Source organism: Achromobacter sp. EB05 (assembly GCF_044232075.1).
Classification (GTDB): Bacteria; Pseudomonadota; Gammaproteobacteria; order Burkholderiales; family Burkholderiaceae_B; genus Achromobacter; species Achromobacter dolens.
On sequence record NZ_CP155917.1, the window covers coordinates 1,475,596 to 1,496,562 of the forward strand.

Genomic DNA, 20,967 nt, shown 5'->3' on the forward strand with positions numbered 1-20,967 from the left:
TTGCGTAAGGTGCCCGTAAGAGCGCGGCGATACGGTTGCGAGTGGGCAGTCAGATAAAAACGGCATCAACAACAGAATCACAGATTGGAGACAAGATCATGTCGAATGCTATTGAGTCCGTACTGGTGGAAACCCGGGTGTTCCCGCCGCCGGAGCGCGCGGCGCAGGGCGCCGCGATTCCCAGCATGGACGCCTACAACGCGTTGTGCGCGCAGGTCGAAAAGGATTTCGACGGTTTCTGGGCCGGCCAGGCCCGCGACAACCTGCAGTGGACCAAGCCGTTCACCGAGGTGCTGGACGAATCCAACGCGCCGTTCTACCGCTGGTTCGGCGACGGCGAACTGAACGTTTCGGCCAACTGCCTGGACGTGCACCTGACCAACGGCAACGCCGACAAGACCGCCATCATCTTCGAGTCCGATGACGGCAAGGTCGTCAAGGTCACCTACCGCGAACTGCTGGCGCGCGTGTGCCGCTTCGCCAACGGCATCGCCAAGCTGGGCTACAAGAAGGGCGACCGCGCCATCATCTACATGCCCATGTCGATCGAGGCCGTGGTGGCGATGCAGGCCTGCGCCCGCCTGGGCGTGACGCATTCGGTGGTGTTCGGCGGCTTCTCGGCCAAGAGCCTGCAGGAGCGCATCGTCGACGTCGGCGCCTCGCTGGTCATCACCGCCGACGAGCAGGTGCGCGGCGGCAAGACCATTCCGCTCAAGCCGGCGGTGGAAGACGCCATTGCCATGGGCGGCTGCGAAGCCGTCAAGCGCGTCATCGTCTATCGCCGCACCGGCGGCAAAGTGGCCTGGAACGAAGGCCGCGATCTCTGGATGCACGACGTCGAGGCTGGCCAGGCCGACACCTGCGAGCCGGTGCCGGTCAATGCCGAGCATCCGCTGTTCATCCTGTACACCTCCGGTTCCACCGGCAAGCCCAAGGGCGTGCAGCACTCGTCCGCCGGCTACCTGCTGTGGGCGCTGCTGACAGTCAAGTGGACCTTCGACGCGCGCAAGGACGACGTCTACTGGTGCACGGCCGACGTGGGCTGGGTCACCGGCCATACCTACATCACCTACGGCCCGCTGGCCGCGGGCCTGACGCAGGTGGTGTTCGAGGGCGTGCCGACGTTCCCCAACGCTGGCCGCTTCTGGGACATGATCGCGCGCCACAAGGTCACCACCTTCTACACCGCGCCGACCGCGATCCGCTCGCTGATCAAGGCCGCCGAGGCCGCGCCCGAGACCCATCCTTCCAAATACGACCTGGGCAGCCTGCGCATCATCGGCACGGTGGGCGAGCCCATCAACCCCGAAGCCTGGATGTGGTATCACAAGAACGTCGGCCGCGAGCGCTGCCCCATCGTCGACACCTGGTGGCAGACCGAGACCGGCGGCCACATGATCACGCCGCTGCCGGGCGCCACGCCGACCAAGCCGGGCTCGTGCACCCTGCCGCTGCCGGGCATCGCCGCCGCCATCGTCGATGAGACCGGCGGCGACGTCGACCAGGGCAACGGCGGCTTCCTGGTGATCAAGCGTCCGTGGCCGGCGATGATCCGCAACATCTGGGGCGACCCGGAGCGCTTCAAGAAGAGCTACTTCCCGTCGGAACTGCGCGGTTATTACCTGGCCGGCGACGGCGCGCAGCGAGATGCGGACGGCTACTTCTGGATCATGGGCCGCATCGACGACGTGCTCAACGTGTCGGGCCACCGCCTGGGCACGATGGAAGTGGAATCCGCGCTGGTCGCGCACGAACTGGTGGCCGAGGCCGCCGTGGTCGGCCGTCCCGACGACACCACCGGCGAAGCCGTGGTGGCTTTCGTGGTGCTCAAGAGCGCCCGTCCCGAAGGCGCAGAGGCGCAGGCCATCGCCAAGACGCTGCGCGACTGGGTGGCCAAGGAAATCGGCCCGATCGCCAAGCCCAAGGACATCCGCTTCGGCGACAACCTGCCCAAGACCCGCTCCGGCAAGATCATGCGCCGCCTGCTGCGCGTGGTCGCCAAGGGCGAGGAAGTGACGCAGGACGTGTCGACGCTGGAAAATCCCGCCATCCTGGAACAACTGTCCAAGCCGCTGTGACGCGGCGCGCGCCGTCCGTCATGCGGACGGCGCGGACGGTTCCCCGCGCGACGGGAGCATAATGCGAGATGCCCATGCCGGTTTGCCGGCATGGGCATCGTCGTTTTTTCCTTCGCCACTTTCACTGGAGACGCCGCCGTGAGCCGCAGCAGTTTCGATCGCGCAGGGCTGGCCCTGATGTTCAGCACCATCCTCGTGTGGGCGGGGAGCTGGATCGCGATGAAGCTGATCGTGCCGTACATCGGTCCGTTCGATTTCGTGGCGCTGCGCTACGTGACCGGCGCGCTGGTGCTGTTTGCGCTGGCCGCCGCCACCCGGCGGCCGTTGGGCCTGCCGTCGTGGAAGCTGACCTTGCTGATCGGCCTGACCCAGACCGCGGGTTTCCAGGGCTTCGTGCAGACTGCGCTGGTATCCGGCGGCGTCGGCAAGGTGTCGTTGATGGCCTATACCATGCCGTTCTGGGTGGTGCTGTTCGCGTGGGGCCTGCTGGGCGAGCGGCCGACGGCCCGCCACGGCGTCGGCATCGGCCTGGCCGCGATCGGACTGGTGCTGTTCATCGAACCCTGGCACGGCGTGGGCGAAATGCGGCCGGTGCTGCTGGGGTTGGGCAGCGGCCTGTGCTGGGGCGTGGGCACGGTGCTGTCCAAGCGCATGTTCGAGCGTCACGCGCCCGACGTGATGACCTTCACGGCCTGGCAGATGCTGTTCGGCGGACTGGTGATGACGCCGGTGGCGTGGCTGGCGCCGCAGATCCCGGCGCAGTGGGGCTGGCAACTGTGGACCGGCATGGTCTATATCGTCCTGATCGCCACGGCCGCCGGCTGGCTGCTGTGGCTGCAGGTGGTGCGGCGGGTTCCGGCTTCGATTGCCGGCCTTTCCAGCCTGGGCGTGCCGGTGGTGGCGATGCTGATGGCATGGGCGGTGCTGTCCGAGCGTCCGTCGCCGGTCGAGCTGGGCGGCATGGCCCTGATCCTTGCCGGCATTTTTGTCGTTAGTCGCGCGGCGCCTGCCGCGCGCGCGGGCTGATCGGCCCGTTAACCGGATTCCGTTCTCCTTCAAGGAAGCTTCATGATCGATTTGCGCAGTGATACCGTCACCCGGCCGTCTCCGGCCATGTTGCAGGCCATGGTCAGCGCGCCGCTGGGCGACGATGTGATGGGCGATGACCCCACGGTCATTCAGTTGCAGCAGGCAGTTGCCGAGCGCGCGGGCAAGGTCGCGGGCCTGTTCTTTCCGTCGGGCACGCAGAGCAATCTGGCCGGCCTGATGGCCCATTGCGAACGCGGCGACGAGTACCTGGTGGGCCAGCAGGCCCATACCTACAAGTACGAGGGCGGCGGCGCGGCGGTGCTGGCCAGCATCCAGCCCCAGCCCATCGAGCACGCCGAGGATGGCTCTCTGCCGCTGGAGAAGCTCGCTGCCGCGCTCAAGCCCGAAGGCGATCCGCACTTCGCCCGCACCCGGCTGCTGGCGTTGGAGAACACCTTCCATGGCAAGCTGATTCCGGCGGATTACGTGCGCGCGGCGACCGACTGGGCCCGCGGCCATGGCCTCGCCACACACCTGGACGGGGCCCGCGTGTTCAACGCCGCCGTCGCCAGCGGCAAGCCGCTGGCCGAGATGTGCCAGCCATTCGATTCTGTGTCGATCTGCTTTTCCAAGGGGCTGGGGGCGCCGGTCGGTTCGGTGCTGGTGGGCAGCGCCGAACTGATCGCCCGTGCGCGCCGCTGGCGCAAGGTGCTGGGCGGCGGCCTGCGCCAGTCGGGCGTGCTGGCTGCGGCCTGCCTGTACGCGCTGGAACATAACGTCGAACGCCTGGCGCAGGATCACGCCAACGCACGCCTGCTGGCCGACGGCCTGCGCGGCATCACCGGCGTGCGGGTCCTGAGCCAGGACACCAACATGGTGTTCGCGGAATTCGAGCCGGCGCGTTGTGATGCGCTGACCGCCGCGCTGGCTGCCGATGGCATCCTGATGCGCGCGGTCTACGGCGGGCCGACGCGCCTGGTGACGCATCTGGACGTGTCGAGCGCGGACGTGCGCCGGGTGATCGAGGCCGTCGCTCGCCATCTGCGATGACCGATAGCGTAAGGCGGGCTGGCTCGCAAGGGACCGCCCATGCCGGCATGCCTCCCGCCGCGTCGGGTCAGTCGCCGGCGCGCAGCACCTGCGCCAGCACGGAGAACAGCTCGTCGATCTGCGCGGGCTCGATGACCAGCGGGGGCGACAGCAGCATGGTGTCGCCGGCCGCGCGGATCAGGCAGCCGCGTTCCAGGCAGGCCTGGTGCACGGCATAGCCGCGCTGGCCCGGCTTGCCCGCGAGCGGCGCCAGTTCGATCGCGGCCAGCAGGCCGATGTTGCGGATGTCCACCACGTGCGGCAGGCCCTTGAGGCCGTGGGCCGCATCCTCCCAATAGCGCCATAGGTCGCGGCTGCGCTGGAACAGGCCGTCGCGGCGGCAGATGTCCAGCATTGCCAGCCCGGCCGCGCAGGCCACCGGGTGGCCCGAGTAGGTGTAGCCGTGGGCCAGCTCGATGGCGTTCTCCGGGCCTTGCATGAAGGCGTCGTAGACATGCTGGCGCACCAGCGTCGCGCCCATCGGAATGGCGCCGTTGGTCAGCCCCTTGGCGCTGGTGATGAGGTCGGGCGTGACGCCGAAATGCGCCGAGGCGAAGGCGCCGTCGACGCGGCCGAAGGCGCAGATCACTTCGTCGAAGATCAACAGGATGCCGTGCCGGTCGCAGATCTCGCGCAGCTTCTGCAGGTAACCGCGCGGCGGCACCAGCACGCCGGTGGATCCGGCCACCGGTTCGACGATGACAGCGGCGATGGTGGAGGCGTCGTGCAGCGACACGATGCGCTCGAGCGCATCGGCCAGGTGCGCGCCCCAGTCCGGCTGGCCGCGGCTGTAGGCCATCCGCTCGCGGTCGTAGGTATGCGGCAGATGGTCCACATAGGGCAGCAGGTTGCCGAACGGCTTGCGATGGCCGCCGATGCCCGAGACCGACAGGCCGCCGAACCCCACGCCGTGATACGAGCGTTCGCGGCCGATCAGGCGCACGCGTTGGCCTTCGCCGCGCGCGCGGTGGTAGCCCAGCGCAATCTTGAGGGCGGTATCGACGGCCTCGGATCCGGAGTTGGAAAAAAACACGTTGGAGAAACCGGCGGGCGCCTCTTCGCACAGCTTTTCGGCCAATTCGAACGCCAGCGGATGGCTCATCTGAAACGACGGCGCGTAGTCCAGCTCATAGGCGGTGCGGGCGATGGCCTCGACGATTTCGGGCCGGCGATGGCCGGCGTTGACGCACCACAGGCCCGCGATGCCGTCCAGCACGCGGCGGCCGTCGGGCCGGATGTAGTGCATGCCCTCGGCCGCGCTGAAAAGCACCGGATCGCGCTTGTAGCGACGGTTGGCGGTGAAGGGCATCCAATAGGCGTCGGCGTTGAGGGGAGAGGACAGATGAGGCGTGGGCGAGGGCATGGGCTTGCTGCTTCAAGGAAGTTCAGGTGCGACCATTTTGTATTAATAATAAGAAAAATACAATTTAGGGGGCAGAAAAGACGGAACGGCGGTTCGGGAATGCAGGTTCAGGATTGCCGCAGTGAGGTCGAAAGGTGTTCGCGCATGAGTTGCGAGGCCTTTTCCTGGTCGCCGGCTTCCAGCGCGGCGATGATGCGCAGGTGTTCGTTGCTGGAGTCCACGAAGCGCGCTTCGCGGTGGAACGCGGCGTGTTCTTCCAGGCGGCGCAATTGATTCTGCTGTTGTACGGCCTGCAGGATGTAGCGGTTGCCGGAGCAGCGCGCGAGCATTTCGTGGAACGCGGCGTTCAGGCCGAAGAACTCAGCGGCCGAGATCCCGGCGTCGTCGCGCTGGATCAGCGCCTCGTGCGCGGCGCGCATGCGCTCCAGGGCATTACGGTCGAGCCGGAACGTTGGCTCCAGCAGGCCGGCGCATTCGATCGTCATGCGGAAGCGGTAGCTTTCGTCGAGCGCCTCGCGGTTCTCCAGCGAGGGCGCGAATTGCCAGCCGTGGCCCTTGCGCTTTTCCAGCAGGCCGTCGGCCGACAACTGCAGCAGGGCCTTGGCCAGCACGCTGCGCGGCGCGGGATAGCGCTGCAGCAGCTCGCGCTCGGTGAACTGGTCGGGCAGCACGCGGGTGGCGCGGTCGGCGATCAGGCGGCGGTAGAGTTCGTCCTGGGTCGGACCCGCGCCGGCGATGGCGGGCGAGGCCTGGGCGGCGTTTTCGGCCACGGTGTAGCCGCTGTTGGGACGATGCGTGATCAGCCCCTGGGTAGCCAGCAGCCGCAGCGCGCCGCGCACCGGGGTACGTGATACCTCATAGCTCGCCGCCAGCGCTTCCTCGGACAAGTGGGCGCCAGGCGCGTAGCGCCGCGCCACGATGTCCTGCGCGATCAGGCGCGCCAGGTCGACTTGCAGCGCAGTGGGGCGGGCGGGAGCGGCAGGAGGCATGGAGGAGCGCGGGAACGGCGGTGCTGCAATGGTAACGGACAGACGCGGCCTCAGCCATGATGCGCGCGACTGTCGCCCGGCGCCTGGTCTCGGTCCCGCATGCCATAGTCGCGCAGCACCTGCGCGACACGCAGGCGATAGTTGGCGAACACGCCGCCCCGTCCCGCTTCCTGGGCGTGGCGATGCGATTCCAGCGAGCGCCAGCGCCTGACCGCGTCCTCGTCGCGCCAGAACGACAGCGACAGCAGCTTGCCTGGGGTCGTCAGGCTCTGGAAGCGCTCGACCGAAATGAAGCCGTCTATGGTCTTCAGTTCATCGATCAGGCCCGCGGCGATGTGCAGATAGGGCGCGGCATTGCCGTCGGCGGGCTCGACTTCGAATATCACGGCGATCATGGGGTGGGCTCCTCGGTGAAATCAAATTGGGGAATGCGCGCGTTGGGCAGGGGGCGGTAGCGAAAGCGCGCCGCCAGGGCGGCGCCATCGATGCCGGCCTTCAGCAGGTGAACGAGCGCGCCGGCCGCATCGCGCCGTGCCGCGTCGCGGCCCGGGCAGGCATGACTCTGTGCGCCGAAAGTCCAGTGCGCATCGGGTTGCGCCATGGCGGCCGCGGCCAGCACCAGCAGCACGGTCTCGTCGGCCTCGATGCGCTGGCCGTCCAGTTCAATCGGGCCGGCCAGGAAGCGGCGGGTGTTGTGGATGGGCGGGTCGTGCCGCAGCGTCGCATCGACCATTTCCCAGGCCTGCGCCCGCGTCAGGTCCACGCCGGCTCCCAGGCGCGCGGCGCGCAGCAGCGCATTGCCCAGCAGGCCGGCGCCGGCTTCGCAGGCCTGGAACAGCAGGCCCGCCAGGTTGGCGGCCAGCAGCATCGGATCCAGGCCGGCCTCTGCGCCCAGGACGCGCAATTCGCGCAAGGCCGGGTTGGCGGCGGGGTCGTCCAAATGGGCGCGCAGGCGCGCCAGCAGGCGCTCGGCCGCCGCGTGTCCGGCCGCCGTCCGGTCCTCGGCGGCGGAGGGCGGCAGGGCTGCGAGGAACGCGCCGATATCGTGTGCGCATTCCGCGGCCACGGCGCCAGACAGGCCGATGGCACAGGCTTGCGCAAAAACCGGGGCGGCGTGCAGGCAGCGGTCGACGCCGCTGGCCGAGCGTGCGTCCAGGTCCAGCCGTTGCCAGTCGGGCGCGGGGGCCAGCGGCGCCTGTCGCGCCAGGAAGCCGCTGAACAATGTCTTGAGACGGCGCTGCCGCGGACCATCGTTCATCCGCAGGAAGCGGCCGAACAGCAGGCCGGCGGGACCCGCGGCGATTCCCTTGGGCACTGGCTCGGCGAGGGGGCGCACACGGGCGGCGGGATGGCGCATGATGTCGCGGATCAGCCTTGGATCGCTGGCCACCCACAGGCCCAGCCGAGTGTCCCGGTAGAGGGGGCGATCGCGGGCCAGCGCGGCGTAATAGGGATAGGGATCGACGTGCGTGACCGCCTGCAGCGGATCGGTAGGAAAGGGCGTGGACATGGGCGGCGCGGCTGGCTCGGGGACTGCCAGTATCACCGCGTCGCGCCAGCGACGATTCGGCCGGGTCGAACTATGCCTGCGCGGTGTCCGCCAGCAGCGCGGCATAGCCGGCGCGCGAGTCCGGCCATTGCAGCGCCAGGCCGCTGGTCCGCAGACGGGCGTTGCTGAGCTTCTTGCTGCCGACCCCATTGGGCGCGGGGCCGTCGCCAGGCGCCGGGGCGCCGATCATCCGCGCCAGCTCGGCATAGAGTTCATGCAGCGGCAGGGGCGTGTCGTCGCAGCCGATGTAGACCGGCAACGCATCGGGCAGCAGCGCCACGTGCGCGATGGCGGCCGCGGCGTCGTCGATGTGGATGCGGTTGGCCCAGTGCGGCGGTTCGAGCGGCGCGCTGGCCTTGCCCGTCCGCAGCCGTTCGATCAGTTGCAGGCGGCCGGGGCCGTAGAGGCCGGCGAAGCGCAGGGTGGTGTGCGGGATCGCGTGCGCGGCCAGCGCCGCTTCCGCCTCGAGCAGGATGCGGCCGTTGAAGCCTTGCGGCGCGGGCGGCGTGTCTTCATCGACCCAGTCGCCGCGATGTTCGCCATACACCGCGCTGGAGGACACGAACACGACGCGCTCGACCTGGCGCGTGTCGAGCGCATCCAGCACGTGGTTCAGGCCGTCGACGAACACGGCGCGATAGGCGGCGGGATCGCGCGCGCCGGCCGTGGCGACGTGGATCACGCGGGTGATGCCGGCCGGCAGCGCCGGCAGGCTATCCGGTTGGCTGATGTCGCCCGCCAGCCAGCGGATGCCGCTGGCGTCGTCGGCCGGCGGGTGGCGGCGCAATGCGTAGACCGTGTCGCCGCGCGCCAGCAGGCGGCGCGCGGCGCGTTGGCCGAGATCGCCGCAGCCGATGAAAAGCACGCGTTCAGCCATGGCCGCCGACGCCTGCTACATGCCGCTGTAGACCGGCCCCTCGCCGCCCTGCGGCGCCACCCAGACGATGTTCTGGGTCGGGTCCTTAATGTCGCAGGTCTTGCAGTGCACGCAGTTCTGCGCGTTGATCTGCAGGCGGTCCTCGCCATGGTCGTCCTTGACGAACTCGTAGACGCCAGCAGGACAGTAGCGCGATTCCGGACCGCCGTACTTGGCGAGGTTGACCTGCACCGGCACCGAGGGATCCTTCAGCGTCAGGTGGACGGGCTCGTTCTCGTCGTGGTTGGTGTTGGAGATGAACACCGAGCTGAGCTTGTCGAAGGTCAGCTTGCCGTCGGGCTTGGGGTAATCGATGCGGGCGCACTGCGAGGCCGGCTGCAGGCAGGCGTGATCGGGCTTACTGTGGCGCAGGGTCCACGGCATCTTGCCCTTGAACACCAGTTGCTCGATGCCGGTCATCAGCGTGGCCACGGTGCGGCCCTTCTTGAACCACTGCTTGAAGTTGCGCGCCTTGTTCAGCTCGGTGTGCAGCCACGAATTCTTGAAGGCCTCGGGATACGCGGCCAGTTCGTCGTGGCGGCGGTCGGCCACCAACGCGTCGAACGCGGCCTCGGCGGCCAGCTTGCCGGACTTGATGGCGGCATGGCTGCCCTTGATGCGCGAGGCGTTCAGGAAGCCGGCCTCACAGCCGACCAGCACGCCGCCGGGGAAGGTCAGCTTGGGCAGCGACAGCAGGCCGCCCGCCGTGATGGCGCGCGCGCCATAGGCGATGCGCTTGCCGCCTTCGAAGGTGCCGCGGATGGCGGGGTGGGTCTTGTAGCGCTGGAATTCGTCGAACGGCGACAGCCAGGGGTTGGCGTAGTCCAGGCCGACGATCATCCCCACCGCCACCAGGTTGTTGTCCAGGTGGTAGAGGAACGAGCCGCCGTAGGTGTCGGAATCCAGTGGCCAGCCGGCGGTGTGGATCACCAGGCCGGGCTTGGACTGAGCCGGATCGACTTCCCACATTTCCTTGATGCCGATGCCGTAGGCCTGAGGGTCGCGGCCATCGTCGAGCTTGTAGCGTTCGATCAATTGGCGGCCGAGCTGGCCGCGCGCGCCTTCGGCGAACACCGTGTAGCGCGCGTGCAGTTCCATGCCGGGCTGGTAGTGGGCGGTATGGCTGCCGTCGCGGGCCACGCCCATGTCGCCGGTGGCCACGCCGCGCACCGCGCCGTTCTCGTCGTACAGCACTTCGACCGCCGCGAAGCCGGGGAAGATCTCGACGCCCAGCGCCTCGGCCTGCTCGCCCAGCCACTTGACCACGTCGCCCAGGCGGACGATGTAGTTGCCTTCATTGTGGAAACAGGGCGGCAGCAGCCAATTGGGGGTGGCGCGCGCGCCGTTCTCGGACAGGAACAGGAATTTGTCCTGCGTCACGGGCACATTGAGCGGGGCGCCCTTGTCTTTCCAGTCGGGAATCAGTTCGGTCAGCGCCAGCGGATCCATCACCGCCCCGGAAAGGATGTGGGCGCCCAGTTCGGCGCCTTTTTCCAGGACGCAGACGCCGATTTCCTGATTCTTTTCAGCGGCCAGCTGCTTCAGACGGATAGCGGTGGCCAGGCCGGCGGGACCCCCGCCAACCACGACCACGTCATATTCCATCGACTCGCGTTCAGACATTGCAAAGCTCCCCGTATGTATTCCATATATGGCTGGAAGTATTATCGGCGATTGTATTGCAGGCGGAGACCTTGCACGTCTTCGCATTTCCATCAGACATCAGGAGCAATTGGTGAACCCGGACACTCTGTCTGCGCGGATTCTGGCGGTGGGCGACACCCACCAAGTGGATTTGCCTTTGCGTTGGGGCGATTCCGACGCCTTGAACCATCTCAACAACACGCTGTATTTCCGCCTCATGGAAGAGGCGCGCATGCAGATCCTCTATGACGCGGGCTTCGAATTGCCGGCCGATGACGGCGCCATCCTGGCGCATGCATCCTGTGATTTCCTGCGCCCGTTGACCTATCCGGCGACGGTGCGGGTGACGCACAAGGTGACGCGCATCGGTCGTTCCAGCGCGGAATTCGAGCTGCTGCTCGAGAAGGTCGGCGATGACGCGGGTCCCTATGCCCGCGGCCGCAACGTGCTGGTGTGGATGGATTACGTGGCCAATACGTCCGCTCCGTGGCCGCCCGAAGTGCTGGCGAAAATGGCCACGCAGTTCCAGCCGGCCGCCTAGGCGCGGGGGCGGTGGCGGTCCGACTTCGATGCGGCGTTTGAAACGACGCCCGCATTTGCCGGCCATGCCGTTAAAATCCAGGACAGAACCACAATACGAATGACAGGGCGCGCCACCCTCGGCGCCGCGAACCAGCAGGCATCGGGCCCGGCCGCGATGCCGCCGGACCGCGAAACCGGCAGCCGCGCCCCAAGTAAAAACAGGGTCCACCCAGGATCGCCGGCCTCCTTCTCGGGGCAAGCGGTCCGGCAAGGCGGGCGGATCCTCTTCAGTTCGACCTTAACTAGGAGTTGGAGCGATGGACAAGGTTTTTGCAAGCGCCCAGGAGGCGCTGGCAGGCATCGTCAAGGACGGCCAGATGATCGCCGTCGGCGGTTTCGGCCTTTGCGGCATTCCCGAGGCCCTGATCGCCGCGCTGCGCGATTCGGGCGTGAAGGATCTCACTTGCATCAGCAATAACGCGGGCGTCGACGGCTTCGGTCTGGGCCAGTTGCTCAACACGCGCCAGGTCCGCAAGATGATCGCGTCGTACGTGGGCGAGAACAAGGAATTCGAACGCCAGTTCCTGTCGGGCGAACTCGAGCTCGAATTCACGCCGCAGGGCACGCTGGCCGAGAAGCTGCGCGCCGGCGGCGCCGGCATTCCGGCGTTCTTCACCCGCACCGGCGTGGGCACCATCGTCGCCGATGGCAAGGAAATCCGCGAATTCGACGGCCAGCAATACGTGATGGAACGCTCGCTGGTGCCGGACGTGTCGCTGGTCAAGGCGCACATCGCCGACCGCAGCGGCAACCTGGTGTTCCGCAAGACGGCGCGCAACTTCAATCCGAACGTGGCGATGGCCGGCAAGTTCACGGTGGTCGAGGTCGAGCAGATCGTCGACACCGGCAGCCTGGACCCTGACCAGATCCACCTGCCCGGCATCTATGTGCACCGGATCGTGCTGAACGCCAATCCGGAAAAGCGCATCGAACAACGCACCACTCGCCCGGCCTAAGGAGAACACGACATGGCATGGTCCCGCGATGAAATGGCGGCGCGCGCCGCGCGCGAGCTGCAAGACGGTTTTTACGTGAACCTGGGTATCGGCCTGCCGACCCTGGTGGCCAACCACGTTCCCAAGGGCGTCGAGGTCTGGCTGCAATCCGAAAACGGCCTGCTGGGCATCGGCCCCTTCCCGACCGACGCCGAGGTCGACGCCGACCTGATCAACGCCGGCAAGCAGACGGTCACGACGCTGCCCGGCTCGTCGATCTTCTCGTCGGCCGACTCGTTCGCGATGATCCGCGGCGGCAAGATCAACCTGGCCATCCTGGGCGCGATGCAGGTGTCCGAAAAGGGCGACCTGGCCAACTGGATGATCCCGGGCAAGATGGTCAAGGGCATGGGTGGCGCGATGGACCTGGTGGCCGGTGTCGGCCGCGTGGTCGTGCTGATGGAACACGTGGCCAAGAAGAAGGACGGCACCGAGGACATCAAGCTGCTGCCCGAATGCAACCTGCCGCTGACGGGCGTGGGCGTGGTCGACCTGATCATCACCGACCTGGGCGTGATGGAAGTCACCGACAACGGCCTGAAGCTGCTGGAAACGGCGCCGGGCGTGACGGTGGACGAGATCCAGTCCAAGACGGCCGCCAAGATGGACGTGTCGGCGGTCAAGTAATCCGCCGCCAAGGCATCATGAATAACGCCCCGCAAGGGGCGTTTTTCATTGAGGGCCCGCCAGGCGTGGCGGGCAGGGCGCCCCGGGGCGTGGCGTTCAGGCCGCTTCGCGCAGCAGCATGCCGACGTGCGGGATGCCATCCTCGATGTACTCCTCGGTCACCGGCACGAAGCCGTGCCCGCCGTAATAGCCGCGCAACCGGGCCTGCGCGCCCAGGTAGACCGGCTGGCCCGGCCACAGTCGCGCCACTTCGTCCTTGGCGCGGCGCATCAGCTCGTGGCCCAGGCCCGTGCCGCGTGCCGCCGGCGCCGTGATGACGCGGCCAATGATCGCCTGGCCGTCGTTCAGCGCGGGTTCGAGCAGGCGGCAATAGGCCAGCAGCGCGCCGTTTTCCCAGGCCATCAGGTGTTCCGTCTGTCCCTGCAGGTCCTTGCCGTCCATGTCCAGGAAGACGCAATCCTGTTCCACCACGAAGACCTCCGAGCGCAGGCGCAGGATCGCGTAGAGCTCGGCCAGGGTCAGTTCGGCGTGGGGTTTGCAGGTCCAGAGGGGCATTTGAAAAGTCCGAAATGCGGGGAAGAAGGGCTGGGATCAAGCGTACATCAAACCGGCCCCGTTTCTTTTGAAGCACTGTTACATAAATTCACGGGTATACCCTTAGTATGAAAATGAATTTTCTTATCTAAAATTTGCGTGTAAACAGATTTACACAAACCTTCGCTACGTTTCCCCCTCTTTCTCGATGAACAAGGCCGCACTCACGATCGCTGATCGGATCGCCCGGGCCCAGCCCGCGCTGAGCCGCACGCAGCACAAGATGGCCGAGTACGTCCTGGCGCACCAGTTCCGCGTCGCCACGATGACCATCGACGAATTCGCGACGGCGGCGGGCGTGTCGGTCGCCACCGCCAACCGTTTCGCGCGCGCCCTGGACCTGCCGGGTTACCCGCAATTCCGCGCCGAACTGGCACGCGGTTTCGAGGCGGCGCTGGAGCCGGTCGAAAAATTGCGCACCGAACTCGCGCATTCGGCCAGCGCGGTGCAGATATTCGCCGCGACCCTCGAAGAAGACATCCGCAACGCCCAGCGCAACCTGCAGAGCCTGGATGCCGCCGCCTGTGAGCAGGCGGTCGATGCCATCCTGGCCGCCGACCGCGTCTTCATCATCGGTTTTGGCGCCAGCGGCTTCCTGGCCGGCATGCTGCAGCGTGGCCTGTGCATGCACCTGCATTCCGTCGAATCGCTGGCCGGCCCGGGCGGCGTATCGCACGCGGCGCGCCAGATGTCGCGCATGACCAGCAAGGATCTGGTCATCGCCATCGGCTTTCCGCGCTACCTGGCAGACACCGTGACCCTGGCGGGCGCCGCCAAGCAGGCCGGCGTGCCGGTGCTGGTGCTGACCGACAAGCCCACCTCGCCGCTGGCGCCGACCGCGTCGGTGGTGCTGTACGCGGTGTCCACGCGCCAACTGATTCCCAATTCCGAAACCGCCGCGCTGGGCCTGATCGAAGCCCTTTCGGCGGCGGTGGCCTATCGGGCCAAGAATTCCGTCGCGGCCGCCGCTGGGGTGACCCAGTCGGTGATGCCGTGGCTCATCCATGGAGTAGGTAAACGATGATTCAACCCGTGATCGCGATTCACGGTGGCGCCGGCGCGATGTCCCGCGCGGCCATGTCGCCCGAGAAAGAGCAGGAATACCTGAGCGCCCTCGAATCCATCCTGACGGCCGGCCAGGCCGTGCTGGCCCGTGGCGGCAGCGCGCTGGACGCCGTCACCGAAGCCGTGCGCCTCCTGGAAGATTGCCCGCTGTTCAACGCCGGCCATGGCGCCGTGTTCACCAGCGCCGGCACCCATGAACTGGACGCCGCCATCATGGACGGCGCCACGCTGCGTTCGGGCGCCATCGCCAATGTCAACTGCGTGCGCAACCCGGTGTTCGCCGCGCGCAAGGTCATGGAAACCAGCAAGCACGTGTTGTTCGTGGGCGAGGGCGCCGAAGCCTTCGCCAAGGACGCCGGCCTGGAAATCGTCGACCCCTCGTATTTCTCCACCGAGGCGCGCCGCGAGCAATTGCTGCGCGTGCAGCGCGAAACGCCGGAAGCGGCGGTGCTGGACCACGACGGCCAGGCCATGGTCGCGCGCGGCCAGCCGGCGCCGGCCGATCCGCTCGACGCGGACAAGAAGTTCGGCACCGTGGGCGCCGTGGCCGTGGACGCGCAGGGCAACCTGGCCGCGGCCACCTCCACCGGCGGCATCACCAACAAGCAGGTCGGCCGCGTCGGCGACGCGCCGCTGATCGGCGCCGGCACCTACGCCAGCAACAAGACCTGCGCCGTGTCCACCACGGGCACGGGCGAGATGTTCATCCGCATGGTCGCCGCCTATGACGTGGCGGCCCAGATGGAATATTGCGGCGCCTCGCTGGAAACGGCGGCGGACCGCGTCGTGATGGAAAAACTGCCCACCATCGGCGGCAAGGGCGGCCTGGTGGCCGTTGACGCCCAGGGCAATGTGGCCTTGCCGTTCAACACGGAAGGCATGTACCGCGGTTACGCCCGCGTCGGTGAGAAGCCGGTCACCGCCATCTATCGCTGAGCGGCGACGGGCTTCGTTTTTGTCAGTTTTAGGGATTACTAGAGATATGGTTGATCGCGCAAACAGCCTGGCGCTGCCGGATAACCGCGTGGTCCAGGTCGACGACCTGACGGTGCGCTTCGTGGGTTCGGAGCGCACGGTCGAAGCCGTGCGCAACCTGTCGTTCCATGTGGACCGGGGCGAGACCCTGGCCATCGTGGGCGAATCGGGATCGGGCAAGTCGGTGACGTCGCTGGCGCTGATGCGCCTGGTGGAGCACGGCGGCGGCCGCATCGCCCAGGGCAGCATGGCCCTGCGCCGGCGCAACGGCTCCGTGATCGACCTGGTCAACGCCAATCAGCGCGCCATGCGCAACGTGCGCGGCGCCGACATGGCCATGATCTTCCAGGAGCCGATGACGTCCCTGAACCCGGTGTTCACGGCCGGCGACCAGATCGCCGAGTCGATCCGCGAGCACCAGGGCATGGACGCCGCGGCCGCGCGCGCCGAAGCCCTGCGCATGCTGGAACAGGTGCGCATTCCGGAAGCCAAGTCGGTGCTGGACCGCTACCCGCACCAGTTGTCGGGCGGCATGCGCCAGCGCGTCATGATCGCCATGGCGCTGGCCTGCAAGCCGGCGCTGCTGATCGCCGACGAACCCACCACCGCGCTGGACGTCACCATCCAGGCGCAGATCCTGCAACTGATCCGCCAGTTGCAGGAAGAAATGCACATGGGCGTGGTGTTCATCACCCACGACATGGGCGTGGTCGCCGAAGTGGCCGACCGCGTGCTGGTCATGTACCGCGGCGACAAGGTCGAGGAAGGCCCGTCGGCGTCGGTGTTCGCCACGCCCCAGCATGCCTATACCAAGGCGCTGCTGTCGGCCGTGCCGAAGCTGGGCGCGATGCAGGGCACCGACCTGCCGGCGCGTTTCCCGCTGCTGCAGGTGGACGGCAAGGCGCAGCCGGTGGCCGAACCCGGCGCCACCAGCACCCAGGAAGTGCCGGCCGCGCGCCGCGAGCCGATCCTGAGCGTGCGCGACTTGGTGACGCGCTTCGACCTGCGCGGCGGCATACTGAGCCGCGTGCAGCGCCGCGTGCACGCCGTGGAGAAGGTCAGCTTCGACCTGTACCCCGGCGAGACGCTGTCGCTGGTGGGCGAATCCGGTTGCGGCAAATCCACCACCGGCCGCTCGCTGCTGCGCCTGGTGGACAGCCAGGGCGGCGAGATCCGCTTCGGCGGGCGCGACATCGTGCGCCTGAAGACTTCCGAACTGCAAGCCTTGCGCCGCGACATCCAGTTCGTGTTCCAGGATCCGTTCGCCTCGCTTGATCCGCGCGTCACCGTCGGTTTCTCGATCATGGAACCGCTGCTGGTGCACGGCGTGGCCAAGGGCAAAGAGGCCGAACAGCGCGTGGCAGAACTGCTCGAGCGCGTCGGCCTGCCGCCCGAAATGGCGCAGCGCTACCCGCATGAATTCTCCGGCGGCCAGCGCCAGCGCATCTGTATCGCGCGCGCCCTGGCCCTGAACCCCAAGGTCGTGATCGCGGACGAATCGGTGTCGGCGCTGGATGTGTCGATCCAGGCGCAGATCGTCAATCTGCTGATCGACCTGCAGCGCGACATGGGCATTTCGTTCCTGTTCATTTCTCACGACATGGCCGTGGTCGAGCGCGTCAGCCATCGCGTGGCGGTCATGTACCTGGGGCAGATTGTCGAGATCGGTCCGCGCCGGGCCATCTTTGAGAACCCGCAGCACCCCTATACCAAGAAGCTCATGGCCGCCGTGCCGATCGCCGATCCGGCGCGCCGCCACATGAAACGCACTTTGCTGTCCGATGAAATTCCCAGCCCGATCCGCAAGCTCGGCGACGAGCCGGTGGTGCAACCGCTGGTGCAGGTAGGAACCGATCACTTTGTCGCCCGCCACGCGGTCGGCGGAGCGTATTGAGTCAGTTGTCGTACTTGTTTTTCTTCCACCAAACCCCCTAATTCCGCACAGGAACCAGGAGTTGCAATGATGAAAGTTCTGCGCCCCACCAAGCTGATGGCCGCCGCCGCGGTGGCCTTCGGCGTGCTCACCTCGCCGCTGGCGCATGCTGCCAAGGACGTGACGTTTGCCGTCTCCATCGCGCTGGAAACGCTCGACCCGTACAACACCAACAGCACGCTGAACCAGGCGGCCGGCAAGGCCTACTACGAAGGCCTGTTCGAGTTCGACAAGGACCTGAAGGTCCAGAAGGTCCTGGCCACCGACTACACCGTCAGCGAAGACGGCCTGGTGTACACCTTCAAGCTGCGCGATGGCGTCAAGTTCCATGACGGCACCCCGTTCAACGCCGAAGCCGTCAAGATCAACTTCGACCGTCCGGCCAACCCGGAAAACCGCCTGTCGCGCTACATCCAGTTCAGCGTCATCGAGAAGATCGAAGTGATCGACCCGCTGACCGTCAAGATCACGCTGAAGAAGCCGTTCTCGGCCTTCATCAACGCGCTGGCCCACCCGGCCGCCATGATGATCTCGCCGGCCGCCCTGGCCAAGTACGGCAAGGAAATCGGCTTCCACCCGGTTGGCACCGGCCCGTTCGAATTCGTCGAATGGAAGCCCGCCGAATACCTGAAGGTCAAGAAGTTCGACGGCTACTGGAAGAAGGGCTACCCGAAGGTCGACACCCTGACCTTCCGCACCGTGACCGACAACAACACCCGCGCCGCCGTGGTGCAGACGGGCGAAGCGCAATTCGCCTTCCCGGTGCCGTTCGAGCAGGCCGCCGTGCTGTCCAAGAACGACAAGCTGGACGTGGTCGACCACAAGAACTCGATCATGGCCCGCTACCTGTCGATGAACGTGCAGCAAAAGCCGTTCGACAACGTCAAGGTGCGTGAAGCCATCAACTACGCCATCAACAAGGAAGCCCTGGCCAAGGTCGCTTTCTCGGGCTACGCCACCGTCGTCGACGGCGTCGTGCCGACCGGCGTCGACTTCGCCCACAAGACCGGCCCGTGGCCGTACGACATCAAGAAGGCCAAGGCCCTGCTGGCCGAAGCCGGCTACCCCAATGGCTTCGAAAGCCAGCTCTGGTCCGCCTACAACGACGGCACCTCGGTGAAGGTGGTGCAGTTCCTGCAGCAGCAACTGGCGCAAGTCGGCATCAAGGTGTCGGTGGAAGTGCTGGAATCGGGCCAGCGCGTGCAGCGCGTGCAACAGGTGCAAAAGCCTGAAGACGCCAAGGTCCGCATGTACTACGCCGGCTGGTCGTCCTCGACCGGCGAAGCCGACTGGGGCCTGCGTCCGCTGCTGACCACCGCCGCGTTCCCGCCGGTGCTCAACAACGTGTCGTACTACTCGAACAAGTCGGTTGACGACGGCATCCAGCAGGCCCTGGCGACGACCGACCGCGCCAAGAAGACCGAGATCTACAAGACCGTTCAGGAAACCATCTGGAAGGACGCCCCGTGGGCCTTCCTGGTGACCCAGAACAACCTGTACGTCAAGTCGAAGAACCTGTCGGGCGTGTACGTGGAACCGGACACCTCGTTCTGGTTCGGCGACATCGACCTGAAGCAGTAAACCGGCGGTAACTCACGGGGCCGTTCGGCCCCTTGCAAGGCCACATACGGCGGGGACGCGGTGTCCCCGCCGATGTTGCAGGAATTTCAATGCTGACCTACATCGTCAAACGTCTTTTGGGCATGATCCCCACGCTGCTGCTGGTGGCCGTGGTCGTGTTCCTGTTTGTGCACATGCTTCCGGGCGACCCGGCGCGACTGGCCGCGGGCCAGGAGGCTGACCAGCAGACCGTCGAACTGGTGCGCAAGGAACTGGGGCTGGATCTGCCCCTGCCGCAGCAGTTCGTGCGCTACTTCAGCCACATGCTGCAAGGCGACCTCGGCACTTCGCTGCGCACCAAGCGTCCCGTCTCGACCGAAATCGCCGATCGCTTCATGCCCACGCTGTGGCTGACGATCGCCAGCATGGTCTGGTCCGTCACCTTCGGCATGATCATCGGCATCGTGTCGGCCGTGTGGCGCAACCGCTGGCCCGACCGCCTCGGCATGACGCTGGCGGTGTCCGGCATCTCGTTCCCCGCGTTCGCGCTGGGCATGATGCTGATGCAGATCTTTTCCGTGAACCTGGGCTGGCTGCCGACCGTGGGCGCCTCCAGTTGGAAACACTACATTCTTCCGTCCATCACGCTGGGCGCGGCGGTGGCCGCGGTGATGGCGCGCTTTACCCGCGCTTCCTTCGTCGAAGTGGTGCAGGAAGACTTCGTGCGCACCGCCCGGGCCAAGGGCCTGAGCGAGCGTCGCGTGGTCATCAAGCACGCGCTGCGCAACGCGCTGATTCCGGTCGTCACCATGATGGGCCTGCAGTTCGGCTTCCTCCTGGGCGGCTCGATCGTGGTCGAGACGGTGTTCAACTGGCCCGGCCTCGGCCGCCTGCTGGTCGACGCCGTGACCCAACGCGACTATCCGGTGATCCAGGGCCTGGTGCTGCTGTTCTCGCTGGAATTCATCCTGATCAACCTGATTGTCGACGTGCTCTATGGCGTCATCAATCCCAGCATCCGTTACAAGTGAGGCGGCCATGAGCAATACGACACCCGCCGCAACCGTTGCCGCCGCCGTGCCCAAGAACGACGTGCGCACGCCCGCCACCGAGTTCTGGCGCAAGTTCAAGAAGCAGAAGCTGGCCGTGGGCGCCGGCGTCTTCGTCCTGCTGCTGGTCGTGGTGGCGATCCTGGCCCCCTGGATCGTGCCGTTCGACCCGGAGAACTTCTTCGACTACGACGCGCTCAACGCCGGTCCGTCCTGGACGCACTGGCTGGGCGTGGATTCGCTGGGCCGCGACATTTTCAGCCGCATCATCATGGGCGCGCGCATCTCGCTGGCCGCGGGCTTTTTGTCCGTCGCCATGGGCGCCATCGTCGGCACCTTCATGGGCCTGATGGCCGGCTACTATGAAGGTTGGTGGGAACGCATCACGATGCGCGTCTCCGACGTGCTGCTGGCGTTCCCCGGCATGCTGCTGGCCATCGGCGTGGTCGCGATCCTGGGCTCGAGCATGGTCAACGTGATCGTGGCCGTGGCCGTGTTCAGCGTGCCGGCGTTCGCCCGCCTGGTGCGCGGCAACACGCTGTCGATCAAGCAGATGACCTACGTCGAGGCGGTCAAGAGCGTGGGCGCGTCCGACTGGACCATCATCATGCGCCACATCCTGCCCGGCACGATCTCGCCGATCGTGGTGTACGGCACGATGCGTATCGGCACCTCGATCATCACCGCGGCCAGCCTGTCGTTCCTGGGCATGGGCGCTTCGCCCCCCACGCCGGAGTGGGGCGCGATGCTGAACGAGGCGCGTGCCGACATGGTGATCGCCCCGCATGTGGCGATCTTCCCGGCGCTGGCGATCTTCCTGACCGTGCTGGCGTTCAACCTGCTGGGCGACGGCCTGCGCGACGCGCTCGATCCCAAGATCGACCGCAAGTAACCGCCAAGCGGATGATGGCCGCCGCGCCGGCCGCCCTT

Annotated in this window: 19 protein-coding genes; 12 read left to right on the forward strand and 7 right to left on the reverse strand. The window is 66.8% G+C overall.

What is annotated here, in order from left to right:
• Nucleotides 1-98: 98 nt before the first annotated feature.
• From acs to ltaE, 3 genes are all read left to right on the forward strand, one after another.
• A complete protein-coding gene (gene acs, locus AAID08_RS06745) occupies nt 99-2,078 on the forward strand; it encodes an acetate--CoA ligase (protein ID WP_064524425.1) in 1,980 nt (659 codons plus the stop codon).
• Between the two features lie 138 nt (nt 2,079-2,216).
• On the forward strand, nt 2,217-3,104 hold the full coding sequence (locus AAID08_RS06750) for a DMT family transporter (RefSeq protein ID WP_116792770.1): 888 nt from the start codon (nt 2,217-2,219) through the stop codon (nt 3,102-3,104).
• A gap of 42 nt (nt 3,105-3,146) precedes the next feature.
• Nucleotides 3,147-4,157 (forward strand): low-specificity L-threonine aldolase, encoded by a 1,011-nt coding sequence (gene ltaE, locus AAID08_RS06755; RefSeq protein ID WP_054501531.1) that lies wholly within the window; start codon nt 3,147-3,149, stop codon nt 4,155-4,157.
• Nucleotides 4,158-4,224: 67 nt separating this feature from the next.
• Here the strand turns inward: ltaE and AAID08_RS06760 are convergent, their stop codons facing one another.
• From AAID08_RS06760 to AAID08_RS06785, 6 genes are all read right to left on the reverse strand, one after another.
• Nucleotides 4,225-5,559, reverse strand: a complete 1,335-nt coding sequence (locus AAID08_RS06760; RefSeq protein WP_395757476.1) for an aspartate aminotransferase family protein — start codon at nt 5,557-5,559, stop codon at nt 4,225-4,227.
• Nucleotides 5,560-5,666: 107 nt separating this feature from the next.
• Nucleotides 5,667-6,548 (reverse strand): GntR family transcriptional regulator, encoded by an 882-nt coding sequence (locus AAID08_RS06765; RefSeq protein ID WP_054501529.1) that lies wholly within the window; start codon nt 6,546-6,548, stop codon nt 5,667-5,669.
• Between the two features lie 50 nt (nt 6,549-6,598).
• Complete coding sequence (locus tag AAID08_RS06770) at nt 6,599-6,943, reverse strand: antibiotic biosynthesis monooxygenase (RefSeq protein ID WP_054501528.1); 345 nt, start codon at nt 6,941-6,943, stop codon at nt 6,599-6,601.
• A complete protein-coding gene (locus tag AAID08_RS06775; protein ID WP_175142183.1) occupies nt 6,940-8,058 on the reverse strand; it encodes a cytochrome in 1,119 nt (372 codons plus the stop codon). The genes AAID08_RS06770 and AAID08_RS06775 overlap by 4 nt, the downstream gene beginning before the upstream one ends.
• A 70-nt stretch (nt 8,059-8,128) precedes the next feature.
• Nucleotides 8,129-8,974, reverse strand: a complete 846-nt coding sequence (locus AAID08_RS06780; protein WP_175142184.1) for an NAD-dependent epimerase/dehydratase family protein — start codon at nt 8,972-8,974, stop codon at nt 8,129-8,131.
• 15 nt (nt 8,975-8,989) lie between these two features.
• Entirely contained in the window at nt 8,990-10,636 is a 1,647-nt protein-coding gene (locus tag AAID08_RS06785; protein WP_054416785.1) for an electron transfer flavoprotein-ubiquinone oxidoreductase, read from the reverse strand.
• Nucleotides 10,637-10,748: 112 nt separating this feature from the next.
• Between AAID08_RS06785 and AAID08_RS06790 the strand changes: the two genes are divergently transcribed.
• The 3 genes from AAID08_RS06790 to AAID08_RS06800 all read left to right on the forward strand — a co-directional run bounded on the left by AAID08_RS06790 (nt 10,749) and on the right by AAID08_RS06800 (nt 12,861).
• Entirely contained in the window at nt 10,749-11,198 is a 450-nt protein-coding gene (locus tag AAID08_RS06790) for a thioesterase family protein (RefSeq protein WP_054501525.1), read from the forward strand.
• A gap of 298 nt (nt 11,199-11,496) precedes the next feature.
• Nucleotides 11,497-12,195, forward strand: a complete 699-nt coding sequence (locus AAID08_RS06795; RefSeq protein WP_054501524.1) for a CoA transferase subunit A — start codon at nt 11,497-11,499, stop codon at nt 12,193-12,195.
• A 12-nt stretch (nt 12,196-12,207) separates the two neighbouring features.
• Nucleotides 12,208-12,861: a CoA transferase subunit B gene (locus tag AAID08_RS06800; protein WP_049072221.1), complete on the forward strand. Its 654-nt coding sequence runs from the start codon at nt 12,208-12,210 to the stop codon at nt 12,859-12,861.
• A gap of 96 nt (nt 12,862-12,957) precedes the next feature.
• On the opposite strand, the gene AAID08_RS06805 is transcribed toward AAID08_RS06800, so the two are convergent.
• Nucleotides 12,958-13,416: a GNAT family N-acetyltransferase gene (locus AAID08_RS06805; RefSeq protein WP_064524433.1), complete on the reverse strand. Its 459-nt coding sequence runs from the start codon at nt 13,414-13,416 to the stop codon at nt 12,958-12,960.
• 187 nt (nt 13,417-13,603) lie between these two features.
• Here AAID08_RS06805 and AAID08_RS06810 point away from each other — a divergent pair, with 187 nt between their 5' ends.
• From AAID08_RS06810 to gsiD, 6 genes are all read left to right on the forward strand, one after another.
• Nucleotides 13,604-14,479 (forward strand): MurR/RpiR family transcriptional regulator, encoded by an 876-nt coding sequence (locus AAID08_RS06810; RefSeq protein ID WP_054501521.1) that lies wholly within the window; start codon nt 13,604-13,606, stop codon nt 14,477-14,479.
• The gene (locus AAID08_RS06815; protein WP_064524435.1) at nt 14,476-15,456 is read left to right on the forward strand and encodes an isoaspartyl peptidase/L-asparaginase family protein; all 981 of its coding nucleotides are present in this window, start codon (nt 14,476-14,478) and stop codon (nt 15,454-15,456) included. The genes AAID08_RS06810 and AAID08_RS06815 overlap by 4 nt, the downstream gene beginning before the upstream one ends.
• A 46-nt stretch (nt 15,457-15,502) precedes the next feature.
• Complete coding sequence (locus AAID08_RS06820; protein WP_064524437.1) at nt 15,503-17,389, forward strand: dipeptide ABC transporter ATP-binding protein; 1,887 nt, start codon at nt 15,503-15,505, stop codon at nt 17,387-17,389.
• Between the two features lie 66 nt (nt 17,390-17,455).
• Nucleotides 17,456-19,009 (forward strand): glutathione ABC transporter substrate-binding protein GsiB, encoded by a 1,554-nt coding sequence (gene gsiB, locus AAID08_RS06825; protein ID WP_054501518.1) that lies wholly within the window; start codon nt 17,456-17,458, stop codon nt 19,007-19,009.
• 89 nt (nt 19,010-19,098) lie between these two features.
• The gene (gsiC, locus tag AAID08_RS06830) at nt 19,099-20,019 is read left to right on the forward strand and encodes a glutathione ABC transporter permease GsiC (protein ID WP_006389337.1); all 921 of its coding nucleotides are present in this window, start codon (nt 19,099-19,101) and stop codon (nt 20,017-20,019) included.
• 7 nt (nt 20,020-20,026) lie between these two features.
• On the forward strand, nt 20,027-20,929 hold the full coding sequence (gene gsiD / locus AAID08_RS06835; RefSeq protein ID WP_054501517.1) for a glutathione ABC transporter permease GsiD: 903 nt from the start codon (nt 20,027-20,029) through the stop codon (nt 20,927-20,929).
• Nucleotides 20,930-20,967: the final 38 nt, after the last annotated feature.

Bases quoted from the DNA above. Each gene is read 5' to 3' on its own strand.
- gsiD (WP_054501517.1), top strand. From the start codon at position 20,027: ATGAGCAATACGACACCCGCCGCAACCGTTGCCGCCGCCGTGCCCAAG.
- AAID08_RS06770 (WP_054501528.1), bottom strand. From the start codon at position 6,943: ATGATCGCCGTGATATTCGAAGTCGAGCCCGCCGACGGCAATGCCGCG.
- AAID08_RS06815 (WP_064524435.1), top strand. From the start codon at position 14,476: ATGATTCAACCCGTGATCGCGATTCACGGTGGCGCCGGCGCGATGTCC.
- AAID08_RS06775 (WP_175142183.1), bottom strand. From the start codon at position 8,058: ATGTCCACGCCCTTTCCTACCGATCCGCTGCAGGCGGTCACGCACGTC.
- gsiB (WP_054501518.1), top strand. From the start codon at position 17,456: ATGATGAAAGTTCTGCGCCCCACCAAGCTGATGGCCGCCGCCGCGGTG.
- AAID08_RS06785 (WP_054416785.1), bottom strand. From the start codon at position 10,636: ATGTCTGAACGCGAGTCGATGGAATATGACGTGGTCGTGGTTGGCGGG.
- AAID08_RS06780 (WP_175142184.1), bottom strand. From the start codon at position 8,974: ATGGCTGAACGCGTGCTTTTCATCGGCTGCGGCGATCTCGGCCAACGC.
- AAID08_RS06805 (WP_064524433.1), bottom strand. From the start codon at position 13,416: ATGCCCCTCTGGACCTGCAAACCCCACGCCGAACTGACCCTGGCCGAG.
- AAID08_RS06765 (WP_054501529.1), bottom strand. From the start codon at position 6,548: ATGCCTCCTGCCGCTCCCGCCCGCCCCACTGCGCTGCAAGTCGACCTG.
- AAID08_RS06810 (WP_054501521.1), top strand. From the start codon at position 13,604: ATGAACAAGGCCGCACTCACGATCGCTGATCGGATCGCCCGGGCCCAG.
- gsiC (WP_006389337.1), top strand. From the start codon at position 19,099: ATGCTGACCTACATCGTCAAACGTCTTTTGGGCATGATCCCCACGCTG.
- AAID08_RS06800 (WP_049072221.1), top strand. From the start codon at position 12,208: ATGGCATGGTCCCGCGATGAAATGGCGGCGCGCGCCGCGCGCGAGCTG.
- AAID08_RS06760 (WP_395757476.1), bottom strand. From the start codon at position 5,559: ATGCCCTCGCCCACGCCTCATCTGTCCTCTCCCCTCAACGCCGACGCC.
- AAID08_RS06820 (WP_064524437.1), top strand. From the start codon at position 15,503: ATGGTTGATCGCGCAAACAGCCTGGCGCTGCCGGATAACCGCGTGGTC.
- acs (WP_064524425.1), top strand. From the start codon at position 99: ATGTCGAATGCTATTGAGTCCGTACTGGTGGAAACCCGGGTGTTCCCG.
- AAID08_RS06795 (WP_054501524.1), top strand. From the start codon at position 11,497: ATGGACAAGGTTTTTGCAAGCGCCCAGGAGGCGCTGGCAGGCATCGTC.
- ltaE (WP_054501531.1), top strand. From the start codon at position 3,147: ATGATCGATTTGCGCAGTGATACCGTCACCCGGCCGTCTCCGGCCATG.